14 protein-coding genes are annotated in these 14,029 nt (G+C 67.2%); 11 read left to right on the top strand and 3 right to left on the bottom strand.

Annotation, left to right across the window (positions count from 1 at the left end):
* Together AC1DNG_RS18750 and AC1DNG_RS18745 are read right to left on the bottom strand one after the other, a co-directional pair.
* Positions 1–620 (bottom strand): helix-turn-helix domain-containing protein (locus AC1DNG_RS18750; RefSeq protein WP_476887980.1); only part of this gene is annotated, 620 nt, incomplete at its 3' end.
* Between the two features lie 200 nt (positions 621–820).
* Positions 821–2,074 carry a heparan-alpha-glucosaminide N-acetyltransferase domain-containing protein gene (locus AC1DNG_RS18745; RefSeq protein ID WP_476887979.1) on the bottom strand — a complete coding sequence of 418 codons (1,254 nt, stop codon included), beginning with the start codon at positions 2,072–2,074 and terminating at the stop codon, positions 821–823.
* Between the two features lie 115 nt (positions 2,075–2,189).
* Here AC1DNG_RS18745 and AC1DNG_RS18740 point away from each other — a divergent pair, with 115 nt between their 5' ends.
* The 8 genes from AC1DNG_RS18740 to AC1DNG_RS18705 all read left to right on the top strand — a co-directional run bounded on the left by AC1DNG_RS18740 (position 2,190) and on the right by AC1DNG_RS18705 (position 11,232).
* Positions 2,190–2,645 (top strand): hypothetical protein, encoded by a 456-nt coding sequence (locus tag AC1DNG_RS18740; protein WP_476887978.1) that lies wholly within the window; start codon positions 2,190–2,192, stop codon positions 2,643–2,645.
* A 9-nt stretch (positions 2,646–2,654) separates the two neighbouring features.
* Complete coding sequence (locus tag AC1DNG_RS18735) at positions 2,655–3,419, top strand: carbon-nitrogen hydrolase family protein (protein WP_476887977.1); 765 nt, start codon at positions 2,655–2,657, stop codon at positions 3,417–3,419.
* Positions 3,420–3,522: 103 nt separating this feature from the next.
* The gene (dapA, locus tag AC1DNG_RS18730) at positions 3,523–4,431 is read left to right on the top strand and encodes a 4-hydroxy-tetrahydrodipicolinate synthase (RefSeq protein ID WP_223913994.1); all 909 of its coding nucleotides are present in this window, start codon (positions 3,523–3,525) and stop codon (positions 4,429–4,431) included.
* Positions 4,432–4,491: 60 nt separating this feature from the next.
* Positions 4,492–6,183 carry a ribonuclease J gene (locus AC1DNG_RS18725; RefSeq protein WP_476887976.1) on the top strand — a complete coding sequence of 564 codons (1,692 nt, stop codon included), beginning with the start codon at positions 4,492–4,494 and terminating at the stop codon, positions 6,181–6,183.
* Between the two features lie 270 nt (positions 6,184–6,453).
* Positions 6,454–9,441 carry an FtsK/SpoIIIE family DNA translocase gene (locus tag AC1DNG_RS18720; RefSeq protein ID WP_476887975.1) on the top strand — a complete coding sequence of 996 codons (2,988 nt, stop codon included), beginning with the start codon at positions 6,454–6,456 and terminating at the stop codon, positions 9,439–9,441.
* Between the two features lie 21 nt (positions 9,442–9,462).
* On the top strand, positions 9,463–10,101 hold the full coding sequence (pgsA, locus tag AC1DNG_RS18715) for a CDP-diacylglycerol--glycerol-3-phosphate 3-phosphatidyltransferase (protein ID WP_476849453.1): 639 nt from the start codon (positions 9,463–9,465) through the stop codon (positions 10,099–10,101).
* Positions 10,098–10,640, top strand: a complete 543-nt coding sequence (locus AC1DNG_RS18710) for a CinA family protein (RefSeq protein ID WP_476856427.1) — start codon at positions 10,098–10,100, stop codon at positions 10,638–10,640. Before pgsA ends, AC1DNG_RS18710 begins: the two co-directional genes overlap by 4 nt.
* Before the next feature lie 139 nt (positions 10,641–10,779).
* Entirely contained in the window at positions 10,780–11,232 is a 453-nt protein-coding gene (locus AC1DNG_RS18705) for a helix-turn-helix domain-containing protein (RefSeq protein WP_026538316.1), read from the top strand.
* 99 nt (positions 11,233–11,331) lie between these two features.
* On the opposite strand, the gene AC1DNG_RS18700 is transcribed toward AC1DNG_RS18705, so the two are convergent.
* The gene (locus AC1DNG_RS18700; RefSeq protein WP_223913991.1) at positions 11,332–11,841 is read right to left on the bottom strand and encodes a MarR family winged helix-turn-helix transcriptional regulator; all 510 of its coding nucleotides are present in this window, start codon (positions 11,839–11,841) and stop codon (positions 11,332–11,334) included.
* Between the two features lie 41 nt (positions 11,842–11,882).
* Here AC1DNG_RS18700 and AC1DNG_RS18695 point away from each other — a divergent pair, with 41 nt between their 5' ends.
* The 3 genes from AC1DNG_RS18695 to AC1DNG_RS18685 all read left to right on the top strand — a co-directional run bounded on the left by AC1DNG_RS18695 (position 11,883) and on the right by AC1DNG_RS18685 (position 14,016).
* Positions 11,883–12,119 carry a DUF3046 domain-containing protein gene (locus AC1DNG_RS18695; protein ID WP_223913990.1) on the top strand — a complete coding sequence of 79 codons (237 nt, stop codon included), beginning with the start codon at positions 11,883–11,885 and terminating at the stop codon, positions 12,117–12,119.
* A gap of 222 nt (positions 12,120–12,341) precedes the next feature.
* A complete protein-coding gene (gene recA / locus AC1DNG_RS18690; protein ID WP_018774457.1) occupies positions 12,342–13,394 on the top strand; it encodes a recombinase RecA in 1,053 nt (350 codons plus the stop codon).
* Positions 13,381–14,016 carry a regulatory protein RecX gene (locus tag AC1DNG_RS18685; protein WP_476887974.1) on the top strand — a complete coding sequence of 212 codons (636 nt, stop codon included), beginning with the start codon at positions 13,381–13,383 and terminating at the stop codon, positions 14,014–14,016. Before recA ends, AC1DNG_RS18685 begins: the two co-directional genes overlap by 14 nt.
* The last annotated feature ends 13 nt before the right edge of the window (positions 14,017–14,029 follow it).

Genomic DNA, 14,029 nt, shown 5'->3' with positions numbered 1-14,029 from the left:
GTTTCATCGCCGTGGATCTCTGCGTAGGCGACCCGGGAGTGGTCGTCGATGACGGTGTGGACATAGGCGGTCCCGATCAGTGGCCCGCGGTGTCTGCTGCGCGCCTTGTCCGGGGTTCCTGCCCGGTTCCGGTCTCCTTGCTGCCGCCCAACGTAGCGCCAGCCGCCGCCGTCGGGGATGTTCCCGAGCTTCTTCACGTCGACGTGGATCATCGCTCCAGGAGTCTCATGTTCATAGCGGCGGATGACCTCCCCGGTGCGCTTGTCCACGTGGTGCAGGCGGTTCAGCCGGCACCGGACCAGAACCGCGTGCACGGTCGAGGCCGGCATGGCCAGCTTCGCGCCGATCGCGACCGGCCCCAGCCGCTGCTTCCAGCGCAGGTGCACGACCTTGCGCACCAGCTGCTGCGGCGTCCGGTTCGCCACCCGGTGCGGGCGCGAGGACCTGTCAGCCATACCCGCCTGACCCATCGCGGCGTAGCGGGTCGCCCACCGTTTGGCCGTGGGCCAGGCGCAATTGAACTGCTCGGCAGCCCGGGACACCGGCCAGCCGTGGTCTACGACCAGACGCGCGACGCGCAAACGTTGGCGTGGAGTCAAAGCGGCATTAGCGTGGGACATTGAGGACCTCCTGGTCGCTGCAGCGGTTGTCTAAGCAACTCCACTGTGCAACCGGAGGTCCTCACCTTTAGGTCAACGACTCCAGCGAGTCATCACATTCACCGAACCAACGTCCCTGGGCAGTACAACTAGCCGGACACCGTTTGCCGGGCCGCGCCGGGCCCGGCGGCGGAACTTAGCGCACGACCCGGCGGCGGAACTTAGCGTACGCGTCGAGACCGGCGGACTTGGGCCGGCTGGTGCCGGCCCGCCTGGCTGGCCGCATGGGTCGCCCACTCCAGCGGCCCGCGCCACGCCATGGCCGCGAAGACTCCGCCGGCCACCAGCATCCCGACAGCCTGCGCGAAATACACACCCTCCACGGTCCAGCCCGGCATCAAGGGCTGGTCGTGCAGGGCGGCCATGATGCACAGGTGAGCCGTGTAGAGGCTCAACGTCATGGCCCCGGCTCCGCGCAGCGGCAGCAGCAGATCCAGTTCCAGCCAGTCGCCCAGCCGGCCCAGCAGCAGGCACAGGCCGATCACGGCGGCAGCGGCCCCCGAGGTGTGCAACAGATCCAGCGTGGTGCCGGAGTGCGGTGCACTCGTGGCCAGCCACCACACTGAGCCTGACTGGTCGATGCCGGCCAGGTTGACCTGCAGCAGGCTCTCCAGCGGGTAGGCGGGATCGCCGATGTGCGCCTGAAGGGCCTGCCTGCCGCCCCAGTCCTCCAGCATGAGCGTCCCCAGCCACTTGGACATGCCGGCCACCACCGTGCCGGCAGCAACGAGCAGGAACGGCACGGCCGCTTTCCACAGCGCCATCCGGCCGATCGCCAGCCCTACGAGGAGATAAGCGATCCACTGCAGGACAGGGTAGTAGCCTGTGAGAAAGAGGTCGCCCAGCAGCCTGGCCGGGGCGGCCAGATCCTCCCAGCTTGGGTTGTGCCCCAGCCGCAGGGGCGGATCGGCGGACAGCAGCCACGGCCGCAGGAGGTAGGCCAGGGCGGGCGCAGCCAGTATCCAGAGGACTGCGAGTGCGGCCAGGCGTTTCAGCCCAAGCCCGACAAAGGGCAGCACGCACAGGAACAGCAGGGCGTAGTGGACCAGAATTATCGCGATGTTGACTTCCAGCCCGCCCAGGGAGAGCCCGACGGCACCGATTTCGAGCGCCCGCAAGGCGATGCCTCTGCGGGCACCCCGCAGTTCGGCGCCCTCAAGCGGCTGCTGTTTCCCCGTGGACAAGGCGAGCCCGACTCCGGCCAGCACGGCGAACAGCGCGGCTGCCCGTCCGGAAAACGCCAGGCCGATCCAGGTGGGCGTGAGCTGCGGGTCCGGCTCAAAGGTTGCCAGCACGTGGGTGGCCATCATGGCCAGCAGGGCCAGGCCGCGCGCGGCGTCGATGCCGGCCAGCCGGACGCCGGGGGGAGTGCCCCGGACGGTCCGGGAAGCCGTAGTCATTCCGCGCGCCGTCATCATCTGATCGTCTCACGATCGGCCCGGTGACCGTCTCATCTTCGGCCTGCCCGCAGCCCCGATCCTTCTCCGGGCATCCCTTGTATTCGAATATATGTTCGAATACGATGGGCGCATGAACGACGCCCCAGAGCCAGCCTTCCTGACGCCCGAATTCACCGGCAGGGAATCCACAAGCCGACAATTTCCGGGCCCGGATCCGTCTGGCCCGCAACTGAACAGCGCGACGCCTGGCGGACGGACGAACGGTGGCGAGCCGGCGGCCGGCGTCCTCAAAGCCATGAGCCCGGGCGTCGTGGACTTCCTCTTCCGGCGCTTGGTCGCCGGGGAGCCGGCCGAGGACGTTCAGTGGGGGAAGGAAGGTGCGGCGCTGGCCGCGGTGCCGCCGGGAGCTGAGCTGGCCCGGCGGCTGGCCGAGACGGACCTCGACGCCCTCACTCCAACCGAACTGTTCGACTACGTGCGGGCGGCCCAGCGTCTAGCCGCCTGGGCAGAGGCCCTTCGCGAAACCGCCGTCGGGCGTTACTGCTCGGCGCCATCGGCTCCCTCCGGCGAAAGACGGGGTGCATAGGATGGCAGGGTGACCACTGGCTCAATCACCGCGCTGACGCTGTCCGCCGTCCAATACCAGGCCATGGATGGTGGCGTTGCCGCCAACGTGCCCGAGCACATCCGGCTGATCGAAGACGCCGAGTCGCACGGAGCCCGGCTTGTCATCTTTCCCGAACTCTCGCTGACGGGATACCGGCTGGACCTGCTGGACGGACCCGGGGAGTGGCTGAGCGCGGCTGACCGGCGGCTGGACGGCATCCGGGAAATCTGCCGGCGCACCGGAATAACCGCCGTCGTCGGTGCCGCGTTCAAAGACGCGGACGGTATGCCGCGGCTGGCCGCCCTCGCGGTCCATCCGACAGGCTCCATCGAGACCAGCTTCAAAACGCACCTGCACGGACCGGAGCAGGATCTCTTCGTGGCCGGCAGGAATCCAGCGGTCCTGGAGATCGACGGCTGGAAGGTCGCCCTGGCGATCTGCTTCGACGCAGCCCGCCCCGGCCATGCGGAATGGGCCGCGGACGCCGGGGCGGACATCTATGCCGTCTCGGCCCTCTACACGGCCGGCGAAGACCACCGGCTGGCACTGCATCTCGGCGCCCGGGCCATGGACAACCGGATGTTCTCCGTCCTGGCGAACCTGGCGGGCGCCACACCGCTCGGCCCTTCGTGTGGCCTGAGCGGGTTCTGGGGTCCTGACGGGCTCCCGCTCCGGCAGGCGGCCGGCACCGGCACCGAGGTGCTGACCGCGAGCCTCCAATACAGTGTGCTGGCGCGGTTTCGGCGGCCCTGAGTCCGGCCGGGCCGCCGAAACGTGACGCACGGCCGCCGAGTTTGACGTTCGTCACACCGCCGCCATTGTCCTAACATGCCGCAGACAAGGTAACGTTTTTCATATGGCTGACTCTGATATTCGCTCTTACACGTTCGGGACCCTCGTGACTGCCATGGTCACGCCTTTCACATCGGACGGTGAGGTCGACTACCGGCAGTCGGCGGAACTGGCGAGCAAGCTCGTCGACGACGGCAATGACGCCCTCGTGATCTCCGGCACCACGGGTGAGACCTCCACGCTCGAGGACGACGAAAAAGAGAAGCTCTTCCGCGTCATCGTCGAGGCCGTGGGCGACCGCGCCAAGGTTATCGCCGGGACCGGGACCAACCACACCTCGCACTCGATCGAGATGGCCAAGCGCGCCGCCAAGGCCGGAGCGCACGGCCAGCTGATCGTCACGCCGTATTACAACAAGCCCAGCCAGGCCGGTATCCAGGCGCACGTCGAGGCCGTGGCCGACGCCGCCGACCTCCCCGTCATGGTCTACGACATCCCCGGCCGCGCCGGCGTGCCCATCCTGCCCGAGACCATGATCCGGCTCGCCGACCACCCCAGGATCGTCGCCCTCAAGGATGCCAAGGCCGACTTCAACGCCCTCACGCGCGTCCTGGCGAACACCGATCTTGATGTCTACTCCGGCGACGACGGCCTCACGCTGCCGTGGATGGCCGCCGGTGCCGTCGGGCTGGTCAGCGTCTCCGCGCACGTCGCGACGCGGCAATTCCGTGCGCTGATCGATGCCGCACTTGCAGGCGATTTTGCTACCGCCCGCACCCTACATTTCGAACTGGACCCCGTGGTCCGCGCAGTGATGACCCACATTCAGGGTGCTGTCGCTGCCAAGCAGGTTCTTAAGTGGCAGGGAGTCCTGCCCAACTCGGTTGTCCGTTTGCCCCTCGTGGAGCCGGGCGAGGCCGAGATCGCAACCATCCGCGAGGATTTGGCGGAAGCGGGGATGGTCTTTTCCTGATCGGGAGCCAATCCTGATGGTTAAGAACCAGCCCGGCTTCAGCCTGGAAAGTAGTGCACTATGACCCAAACCGCCCTTCCCGGCCTTGTCACGCCGCCGCGCCTCCCGAAGAACACCCTGCGGATCGTGCCGCTCGGCGGACTCGGGGAAATCGGTCGAAACATGACCGTTTTCGAGATCGATGGCAAGCTCCTCATCGTTGACTGCGGCGTGCTCTTCCCCGAAGAGACCCAGCCCGGCGTCGACCTCATCCTGCCGGACTTCTCCTACATCGAGAACCGTCTCCAGGACATCGTCGCTGTGGTCCTGACCCACGGTCACGAAGACCACATCGGCGCCGTCCCCTACCTCCTGCGCCTGCGCTCCGACATCCCCATCGTCGGGTCACAGCTGACACTGGCCCTCATCGAGGCCAAGCTGCAGGAACACCGGATCAAGCCGAACACGAAGATCGTCGTCGAGGGCCAGGTCGAGAAGTACGGGCCCTTCGAATGCGAGTTCGTCGCCGTCAACCACTCCATCCCGGACGCCCTGGCCGTGTTCCTCCGCACCGCGGGCGGCACCGTCCTGCACACCGGTGACTTCAAGATGGACCAGCTGCCGCTCGATGGCCGCATCACCGACCTCCGGCACTTCGCCAAGCTGGGCGAAGAAGGCGTGGACCTGTTCATGTCGGATTCGACCAATGCCGACGTCCCGGGGTTCACCACCGCCGAGAAGGAAATTGGGCCCACCCTGGACCGGCTGTTCGGGCAGGCCTCCAAGCGCATCATCGTCGCGTCCTTCTCCTCGCACGTGCACCGCGTCCAGCAGGTTCTCGACGCCGCCGCCAACCACAACCGCAAGGTTGCCTTCGTGGGCCGCTCCATGGTCCGGAACATGGCCATCGCCGCGAAACTGGGCTACCTGGAGGTCCCTGCCGGGATCCTGGTCGACATCAAGAACATCGACAACCTGCCGGACAACCGGGTTGTGCTCATGTCCACCGGCTCCCAGGGTGAGCCCATGGCCGCCCTGTCCCGCATGGCCAACGGCGACCACCGCGTCGTCGTCGGCGAGGGGGACACCGTCATCCTCGCGTCCAGCCTGATCCCGGGCAACGAAAACGCCGTCTTCCGCATCATCAACGGCCTGCTGAAGCTCGGCGCCGACGTCATCCACAAGGGCAACGCCAAGGTGCACGTCTCCGGCCACGCTGCCGCCGGCGAACTGCTGTACTGCTACAACATCCTTGAGCCGCTCAACGCCATGCCGGTGCACGGCGAAACCCGCCACCTCATCGCCAACGGCAAGATCGCCCTCGAATCCGGAGTGCCCGAGGAAAGCATCCTGCTCGCGGACAACGGCACAGTGATCGATCTTCGCGACCACCAGGCCGACATCGTGGGCCAGGTCGAGGTTGGCTTCGTCTACGTCGACGGCTCCAGCGTCGGCGAGGTCACCGAAGCAGACCTCAAGGACCGCCAGACCCTCGGCGATGAGGGCTTCATCTCCATCATCACGGTCATCCACCGTGCCACCGGCAAGGTGGTCTCCGGGCCGGAAATCCACGCCCGCGGCGTGGCCGAGGACGATTCCGTCTTCGACGAGATCATCCCCAAGATCAATGAAGCCCTCGAGGAAGCCGTGCTGAACCGCACGGACCACACGACGCACCAGCTGCAGCAGGTCGTCCGCCGGGTCGTCGGCACGTGGGTCAACCGCAAGCTCCGCCGCAAGCCCATGATCATCCCGGTGGTCCTTGAGGCGTAAGCCTCAGGTGGTTCACTGGGCGTAAGCCTCAGGTGGTTCACCGGGCGTAAGCCTCAGGTGGTTCACCGGGCGTAAGCCTCAGGTGGTTCACCGGGCGTAAGTCCTTCACGCGCACCCGGCGCATGCCTGGTCAACGGCCTTCCCCGCCATCCCGCAGCCTGAGCGCCGCGGGAGGCGGGGGAGGCCGTTCCCGTTGGTGGTGGCGGCAACATGATCCCGGACGCCCGGAAATTCGGGGTTTTCGGCCCGGCATCCGGTACCGTGGCGGGTATGGCGACTCGTACTTCTTCCGCGCCTAGAGGAAACTCAAGCGGCAAATCAGGCAGTTCTCCCGGCCGGGGGTCCCGTCCCGCCGCATCCAAATCCGCCCGGCCGCGGGGCGCCGCAGGTGGGACCGCAGGTGGGACCGCAGGTAGAACCGCAGCCACCGCGCGGACCCGGCAGTCGGCCGTTGTTGAGCCGCACCAGCCCTGGGTGGTGAGGGTGCTGGCCGGTGCCTGGCTGGGCATCGCCCACGTGATCGGCGCCGGCATCCGGCGGGTCGGCCACGACGTCAGCGACCTCGCCCCCGAGGAGCGCCGCGACGGCGCCGCCCTGTTCAACCTGGCCCTGGGAGTCTTCGTTGCCACCTTCGCGTGGTGGGGGTTCCAGGGCTGGCTCCCTGACCTCGTGTTTGCGATCGTCAACGGCACGTTCGGCTGGATGGCCCTGCTGCTGCCGCTCATGCTGTTCGTGTGCGCCTTCCGCCTGTTCCGCCAGCCCGACGACGGCCGCGGCAACAACCGGGTCGGCATCGGTTTCCTCATCATGACGTTCGCCGGTTCCGGGCTGGCCCACATTATTGGCGGCCAGCCGACCGTCGCCGACGGCTTCGACGGCCTGCGCCGGGCCGGCGGCATGCTTGGCTACCTCGCCGCCGCCCCGCTCGCCGCCGTGCACACCGCCGTCCCCGTCGCGGTCTACGGCCTGCTGGCCTTCACCTCGCTGCTGATCGTCACCGCCACGCCCTTCGGCGCGATCCCGGGCCGCCTGCGCGACGCCTACGAGCACCTGATGGGCATCGACCTGCAGGACGACGACGGCGGCGACCGCCACGACCGCAGCTACCTTTACGAGAACGACGCGCCGGCCCCGCCCAGGAAGAAGCGCAAGCGCCTCTTCGGCAAGGACCACGACGACGAGTCCGGCCTGGAAGGCTACGTCGGCGACGAGGCCTTCGAGCGCGCCCTCATCGCAGATGACGAAGCAGCGGACGCACCTCCGGCCAAGGGCACGAGGGGCAAGGCGCGCTCTGGCGTCGCAGCCGACGCCGCGCCCGATGTCGCGCCCGGCGTCCGCCGTCCCACCCAGGCCGAGATCGCCGTCGAAAAGATCAAAGCCGCCCAGGGCCTCGGCACGGCAGGATCAGCCGGCGCTGCGGCGGAGTCCAGCGGCGACGCCACCGAGGCCATCCCGCTGGTCACTCCGGGGATGGTGGCCGCGGGATCGCTCAATGCCGCCGCTGCGGCCGCCAAGGTCCCCTCCAACCCGGTCGCGCCCGCACCGCTGCCCACCCCCATTCCGCAGCGCACCGAGCAGCTTTCCCTGGCCGGCGACGTCACTTACACCCTGCCGGCGTCGGACGTGCTGACACCCGGTTCCATCCCCAAGGAACGCACCGAGGCCAACGACGCGATTGTCGCCTCGCTCACCGAGACCCTCAACCAGTTCAACGTGGAGGCGCAGGTCACCGGCTTCAGCCGCGGCCCCACCGTGACCCGCTACGAAATCGAGCTGTCCCCGGGCACCAAGGTGGAACGGGTCACCGCCTTGTCCAAGAACATTTCCTATGCCGTGGCCAGCTCGGATGTGCGCATCCTGAGCCCCATCCCGGGCAAGTCGGCCATCGGCATCGAAATCCCCAACACGGACCGCGAAACCGTGTCCCTGGGCGACGTGCTCCGCAGCCAGAACGCCCGCCGCACCGACCACCCCATGGTCATGGGGGTCGGCAAGGACGTCGAGGGCGGGTACGTCGTGGCCAACCTGGCCAAGATGCCGCACCTGCTCGTGGCCGGCGCCACCGGTGCCGGTAAGTCCTCGTTCGTGAACTCGATGATCACCTCCATCCTGATGCGGGCCACCCCGGACGAGGTCCGGATGGTCATGGTGGACCCCAAGCGCGTGGAACTCACCGCCTACGAAGGGGTCCCGCACCTCATCACCCCGATCATCACCAACCCGAAGAAGGCGGCCGAGGCCCTGCAGTGGGTGGTCCGGGAAATGGATGCCCGATATGACGACCTCGCCAATTACGGCTTCAAGCACATCGATGACTTCAACAAGGCTGTCCGGGCCGGCAAGGTCCACCCGCCGGTGGATTCCAAGCGCGTCATCAAGCCGTACCCATACCTGCTGGTCATCGTGGACGAACTCGCCGACCTCATGATGGTGGCCCCGCGCGACGTCGAAGACTCGATTGTCCGCATCACGCAGCTGGCCCGTGCGGCCGGCATCCACCTGGTCCTGGCCACCCAGCGCCCGTCGGTCGACGTCGTGACCGGCCTGATCAAGGCGAACGTGCCCTCCCGCATGGCCTTCGCCACCTCCTCTGTCACCGACTCCCGGGTGGTCCTGGACCAGCCGGGAGCCGAGAAACTCATCGGCCAGGGCGATGCCTTGTTCCTGCCGATGGGGGCCTCGAAGGCCATGCGTGTCCAGGGTGCCTGGGTCACCGAGTCCGAGATCCACAAGGTCGTCGAGCACGTCAAGGGCCAGCTCAAGGCCGTCTACCGCGACGACGTCGCGCCCGAGGCGCAGAAGAAGCAGATCGATGACGACATCGGGGACGATCTCGAGGTCCTGCTCCAGGCAACCGAGCTCGTGGTCACCACCCAGTTCGGCTCCACCTCGATGCTCCAGCGCAAGCTCCGCGTCGGCTTCGCGAAGGCCGGCCGTCTCATGGACCTGCTCGAGTCCAGGGGAGTGGTGGGGCCCTCCGAAGGTTCCAAGGCGCGCGACGTGCTGGTCAAGCCCGATGACCTCGCCGCCGTGCTGGCCGCGATGAAGGGGCAGGACGGCCCGGTGTCCGCCGACTCGCAGACCGCGGCGCTGAGCGATAACGCCAACGCGAACATCGCCCAGGGCGGTTACGCCGAGGACCTCGTGGCGGCGGACCTGGAGAACCGCACCCAGGCGATCGACTACCACGACGGCGCCGACGGCGGTTCCGGCGACGAGGACGGCTCAGAGGACGCCTGGTCGCTCACCGGCCGGTAGCGCAGACGGTAGCCTAGGAAGGTGAATAGCGCCGAAGCCAACGCCGGATCCGCCTCGCAGATCTGGAACCTGCCGAATGTCCTCACGATGCTGCGGATAGTGCTGGTGCCGTTCTTCGTCTGGTTCCTGCTCCTCGACGCGCCGGGGCTGCAGGCCCAGAACGGCGTCTGGCGCTGGGCGGCCGCCTTCGTTTTCGCGGTGGCCATCTACACGGACAAGCTCGACGGCGACATCGCCCGGTCCCGCGGCCTCGTCACCGACTTTGGCAAGATTGCCGACCCGATCGCCGACAAGCTCCTGATCGGTTCCGCGCTGGTCATGCTCTCCTTGCTCCAGGAACTGCCCTGGTGGGTCACCATCCTGATCCTGGTCCGGGAGTGGGGCATCACCGCCCTGCGCTTCTTCGTCATCCGCTACGGCGTTATCCCGGCCTCGCGCGGCGGCAAGCTCAAGACGGTGGTGCAGACGGCGGCCATCTTCCTCTACGTCCTTCCGTTGGCATCCCTCGCCCCGTGGCTGGGCGTTGTGGCGTTCATCGTGATGATGGCCGCCCTGGCCATCACCCTGTGGACCGGCGGCGAATACGTCATTGAGGCGCTCAAACTGCGGGCCGCCGGCATCAAGGCAGAGAAACAACGTTCAAGGGAGAACAAGCCATGAACCAGCCGGACCCCGTTCCTCACCCCAACCTGCACCCCAATCTGCATCCCAATCTGCACCGCCTGGCGGAGCAGGCCGTCACCGGCGCCCTCGGCCGCGGCCTGACCGCCGCCACCGCCGAATCCCTCACCGCCGGGATGGTCACCGCCGTGCTGGCCGACACGCCCGGCGCCTCCGGGATGCTGCAGGGCGGCGTGGTGTCCTATGCCAACAGGGTCAAGTCCGACGTCCTCGGCGTCCCCGCTGAGCTGCTCGACGCCGTCGGCTCCGTGGACGGCCAGGTAGCCGCAGCCATGGCCGACGGGGCGCGCCGCATCTGCGGCGCCGATATCGGCGTGTCCACTACCGGCGTGGCCGGTCCCGAACCGCACGACGGCAAAGCGGTGGGCACGGTCTTTGTCGGCATCGCCACGGCGGAAGGATCGACGTCGTACCCCTATTCCTTTGACGGCAGCCGCGCCGAGATCCGCGCACTTGCCTGCGGCGCCGCGCTGGAACGTCTGCTGGAGGCCCTATCTTCCGAAGGCTACCGGGCGTAAAGTTGCCGGGAACAAAAGTTGATTCCGAATAGTTGTTACATTGTGTCGCTTCCAAATGAGGGAGGCGCCTAGGATGAAAACATCAGCAGAGTCCGCCCCCACCGGCGGACTCGACAGTACGAGGAGCAAGGCGATACAGATGGTAAAGCAGCCCGTATCCGTAAACGGCGTTGTCCGCTGGAAGGATGTGGGCCTCGCCGATCAGGCCAAGAGCGAACAGAAGGAGCGCAAGATGGTTGTACTACGTCACGAAATCGGTGATGTCCTGCGCGATGTCCGCCAGCGCCAGGGCCGTACGCTCCGCGAAGTCTCACACAGTGCCCGCGTTTCCCTGGGCTACCTGAGCGAAGTGGAACGCGGCCAGAAGGAAGCCTCCTCGGAGTTGCTCTCCTCGATCTGCTCGGCCCTCGATGTTCCGCTTTCGAGCATGCTCCGCGAAGTCAGCGACCGCGTCGCGGTCGCCGAGGGCGTCGCGGTTCCGGACACCGTCCCCCAGGAGTTCGCGCAGCGCTATGGCCGCGACCTCGACCGGGAACTGAACTCCGATCTCACCGACGAGCTGGCCAAGGGCCTCCTTTCCGGAGCGCGCTAGCCCGCCACTCACCTAAGTCCTAAGACACAAAAGAGGACCTCCGGCCCAGGCCGGAGGTCCTTTGTCGTGTTTCGGTGACCAAGGTTCCCAGTGGGGGAGTCAGGCGGGCTCGTCCCGGGGGAAACCGTCGCGCTCGTAGGTGGCATTGAGCTTGGCCATGTACATGGCCAAAGCCTGCAGATCCTCGGCCGGCCATTCCGCCAGGCGTTCCCGGAACACCTCACGCCGTGCGTCCTGGACCTGGTGCATCCTTTCCTCGCCTTCGGACGTCAGCCGGATGGCCTGCGCCCGGCCGTCCAGCGGGTCAGCCTCCTTCGACACCAGCCCGAGGCCCTCGAGGAAGGCGATCTGCCGGCTCACCGATGGCTTGCCGACGCCGATGCAGGAGGCTAGGTCGGTCAGCCGGATGGGGCCCTGCTGGCGGATCACGCTGAGCAGGCCGTAGGCGGCGGGTTCCATGTCCGGGTGGACCTGGCGCGAGAGCTGATGGGAAATCGACCGGCCCCGGCGCCAGAGCAGACTCAGCTGGTTCTCGACGGCGTCCAGGGCGGCGTCCGCGCCGGCGGTATCGGGAGCGGGATCGCCCGCGGACTCAGTTGGGTTGCTCATGGCAACCATTCTAGAGTCCCCGGCCGTGAGAGACTTTACTCGTGCGAATCAGTGACTTTTGGCGGCTTATGGACGACGAGTTCGGCGCGGGATACTCCCGCGTCCTGAGCAGTTCGCTGGTCCTGGCCGGGGTCGGAGGCCGCACCGCGGACCAGGCGCTCAGCGCCGGCGTTCCGCCGCGCCAGGTGTGGCTTGCCATGTGCGACGTCCAGGACGTTCCGCCGGAACGCCGCCTGGGCCGCGACGTCAAACCCCGTGACACCACCGGGCCCCGCTGACGCCTGCGTCGTCGCGCTGACGCCGGCCGAGCTCCGCTGACGCCTGACACGCCGTCCGCTTGTTCGAATATCTGTTCGGATGGGGATATGCTTTTTTTCAGACCGTTTTCCACATAAGTGGTTCTCCCGACAACTTTGTCGGAGGGGGCCAGTAGCGTCAGTGATGACAGACAAAGGCCTCCACGGCCACTCCACAGCGAGAAAGTATTAGAGGTGTGAATCATGGCCGCAGCCCCGGATCGCCAGAAGGCGCTCGACGCAGCGCTTGCCCAGATTGACAAGCAGTTCGGCAAAGGCTCGGTCATGCGCCTCGGCGATGAAGTCCGTGCGCCCATCGAAGTCATCCCGACCGGGTCCATCGCACTCGACGTCGCCCTGGGAATTGGCGGCCTGCCCCGCGGCCGCGTCGTGGAAATCTACGGTCCGGAATCATCCGGTAAGACCACGGTCGCGCTGCACGCGGTTGCCAATGCCCAGCGCCAGGGCGGCATTGCCGCCTTCATCGACGCCGAGCACGCCCTCGATCCGGAATACGCCGCCAAGCTGGGCGTCGACACCGACGCGCTCCTGGTCTCCCAGCCGGATACCGGCGAGCAGGCGCTGGAAATCATGGACATGCTTATCGGATCCGGCTCCCTTGACGTCATAGTCATCGACTCAGTGGCCGCCCTCGTTCCCCGCGCGGAAATCGAAGGCGACATGGGCGACAGCCACGTGGGCCTGCAGGCCCGCCTGATGAGCCAGGCCCTGCGTAAGATCACCGGCCGCCTGAGCCAGACGAAGACCACGGCCATCTTCATCAACCAGCTGCGTGAAAAGATCGGTGTCTTCTTTGGCTCCCCGGAAACCACCACCGGTGGTAAGGCGCTGAAGTTCTATGCCTCCATCCGCATCGACGTCCGCCGCATCCAGACCCTGAAAGAGGGCGCCGATTCCGTCGGCAACCGCACCAAGGCCAAAATCGTCAAGAACAAGATGGCCCCGCCCTTCAAGATCGCCGAGTTCGACATCATCTACGGCCAGGGCATTTCCCGTGAGGGCGGCATCATCGACATGGGTGTCGAGCACGGCCTGATCAAGAAGTCGGGCTCCTGGTTCACCTACGATGGCGACCAGCTGGGCCAAGGCATGGAGAACTCCCGCCGCTTCCTGCGCGACAACCCGGAGCTGGCGGCCGAACTCGAGCGCCTGATCAAGGAAAAGCTCGGCGTTGGCGTCAAGGCCCCGGCTGAGACCGAAGAATCTCCGAAGCTGAAGGCCGTTGACGGCTTCTAACAGCCGGCGGCGCAAAGGGGCAGGATTTCCATCACGGAATCCTGCCCCCGGCTTTGCCGGCCCGGATCAGCCGGCGGACCGCACCGATGGCGCGGATTCGCCGGCCGGGCAGGACCGGGACGCGGACCCCGCGGCGGTGGCGCGTGCCATCGTGCTGCGGCAGCTGACGACTTCGCCCAAGAGCCGGCTGCAGCTCTCGCGCAAGCTGGCCGAGCGCAACGTCCCTGAGGACGTCGCGGAGGCCGTGCTGGACCGCTTCGAGGAAGTGCGGCTGGTTGACGACGCCGAGTTCGCCGACATGTGGGTCCGCAGCAGGTCCCAGACGCGCAAGCTCGCCAAAGGGGCCTTGCGGCGCGAACTTGCGGACAAGGGCATCGACCCGGAGATCGCTGCCGGCGCACTGGACCAGCTCAGCGACGCCGACGAGGAAACGGCCGCCCGGGAGCTCGTGGAGCGCAAGCTGCGGGGATTCACCGGCGGCGAAGACCGGGCCGAACGCGACAAAGTTACGCGCCGCCTCGCGTCAATGCTGGCCCGCAAGGGATACCAGCCGTCGCTCGCCTTCCGGGTGGTGGGTGAGGTGCTCGATGCCGCCGCCGGCCAAGCGGGGGACGGGGAATAGGACCGCCGGGCCG

It is taken from the genome of Arthrobacter sp. 01T425 (assembly GCF_056398725.1).
Note: the sequence above shows the minus strand (reverse complement) of the source record. Positions and strands in the feature narration are given on the sequence as shown.

Excerpts from the sequence above, each read along its gene's own strand:
- AC1DNG_RS18745 (WP_476887979.1), bottom strand. The coding sequence starts at position 2,074 with ATGACGGCGCGCGGAATGACTACGGCTTCCCGGACCGTCCGGGGCACT.
- AC1DNG_RS18740 (WP_476887978.1), top strand. The coding sequence starts at position 2,190 with ATGAACGACGCCCCAGAGCCAGCCTTCCTGACGCCCGAATTCACCGGC.
- dapA (WP_223913994.1), top strand. The coding sequence starts at position 3,523 with ATGGCTGACTCTGATATTCGCTCTTACACGTTCGGGACCCTCGTGACT.
- AC1DNG_RS18725 (WP_476887976.1), top strand. The coding sequence starts at position 4,492 with ATGACCCAAACCGCCCTTCCCGGCCTTGTCACGCCGCCGCGCCTCCCG.
- AC1DNG_RS18720 (WP_476887975.1), top strand. The coding sequence starts at position 6,454 with ATGGCGACTCGTACTTCTTCCGCGCCTAGAGGAAACTCAAGCGGCAAA.
- AC1DNG_RS18710 (WP_476856427.1), top strand. The coding sequence starts at position 10,098 with ATGAACCAGCCGGACCCCGTTCCTCACCCCAACCTGCACCCCAATCTG.
- AC1DNG_RS18705 (WP_026538316.1), top strand. The coding sequence starts at position 10,780 with ATGGTAAAGCAGCCCGTATCCGTAAACGGCGTTGTCCGCTGGAAGGAT.
- AC1DNG_RS18700 (WP_223913991.1), bottom strand. The coding sequence starts at position 11,841 with ATGAGCAACCCAACTGAGTCCGCGGGCGATCCCGCTCCCGATACCGCC.
- recA (WP_018774457.1), top strand. The coding sequence starts at position 12,342 with ATGGCCGCAGCCCCGGATCGCCAGAAGGCGCTCGACGCAGCGCTTGCC.